This is a genomic window from Hyphomonas sp. GM-8P (assembly GCF_003263315.1).
Classification (GTDB): domain Bacteria; phylum Pseudomonadota; class Alphaproteobacteria; order Caulobacterales; family Hyphomonadaceae; genus Hyphomonas.
Genome location: NZ_AWFE01000009.1, coordinates 1 through 1,115 on the forward strand (window position 1 = coordinate 1; position 1,115 = coordinate 1,115).

At 66.8% G+C, this 1,115-nt stretch carries 1 protein-coding gene and 1 pseudogene; both read left to right on the top strand.

The window, feature by feature from the left end:
• A pseudogene (locus HY26_RS18920) lies at positions 1 to 444 on the top strand (P-type conjugative transfer protein TrbL); the annotation flags it as partial.
• Between the two features lies 1 nt (position 445).
• Positions 446 to 1,115: conjugal transfer protein TrbF (gene trbF, locus HY26_RS01655; RefSeq protein WP_112072809.1), on the top strand; the 670-nt coding region annotated here is incomplete at its 3' end.

A 1,115-nucleotide genomic window follows, 5' to 3' on the forward strand; every position in this document is an offset into this window, starting at 1 on the left:
ATTGGCGCCGCAGCTGGCGGAACGCGCAGCGCCGTCGGCGCAGCAGCCTCCATGGCAGGCGGCGCCCGGACTGCCTACCAGATGAACGCCGCCGCTTCCGGAAAGTCCGGCGCCGGCGCCGCCATGGCGGGCATGAGCGGTGTCGCGGGCGCAGGTGTTCGCGCCGCTGCGTCCGGCGCTAAAGACTTTGCCCGGCGCGCCTTTGGCAATCCGCATGAGCGCCATCAGGCGGGAGCCCGCGCCGCTTTCGCGGCAACGGGCGGCACGGGCGCGCCGAACGCTGGTCCGACCAATGGCGGACAGAATTCTTCCCCTGACTGGGCCCGGCGTATCCGGCGCGACCAGTCAACCCGCGATGCCGGCATGATGGCGGCCTCAGCCGTGCGCGACGGCGACCGTCCCGGTGGCGGCACATCGATACAACTGAAGAATGACGAGGACTGACATGAAGCTCTGGAAGCGAACATCCACCCGCTATGGCGAGACACCGGAACCTGTGACACCCTACCAGCGCGCGGCGCAGGCCTGGGATGACCGGATCGGCTCTGCCCGCGTGCAGGCGGCCAACTGGCGGCTGGCGGCGCTTGGGAGCATCGCTTTGTCGTTCGTGCTCGCGGGCGGTCTTGTCTGGCGCTCGACCCAGTCCTTCGTCACACCTTACGTAGTCGAACTGACCGGTGAAGGCGCCGTGCGCGCCGTCGGCCCGGCCGATGGGCGCTATGAGCCGACCGATGCGCAGATTGCTTTCCACCTCGCAGATTTTGTGAAGAACACGCGGTCCATCTCCATCGATCCGGTCGTGGTCCGGCAGAACTGGCTGAAGGCCTATGCCTATGCAACCGACCGGGCGGCAGCCACGCTCAATGATTATGCCCGCGACAATGATCCATTTGCGGATCTCGGACGGCGCTCCGTGTCAGTCGATGTGACGAGCGTCGTGCGCGCGTCAGACGACAGCTTCACGGTTCGTTGGCGCGAGACCGCATATCGCAACGGCACTGAGACCGGCCAGTCCAACCATACCGGCGTGTTCTCGATCGTGATTGACCCGCCCCGCACCGAAGAGGCCCTCCGGGCCAATCCTCTCGGCCTCTACGTCCACGGCCTCAACTGGT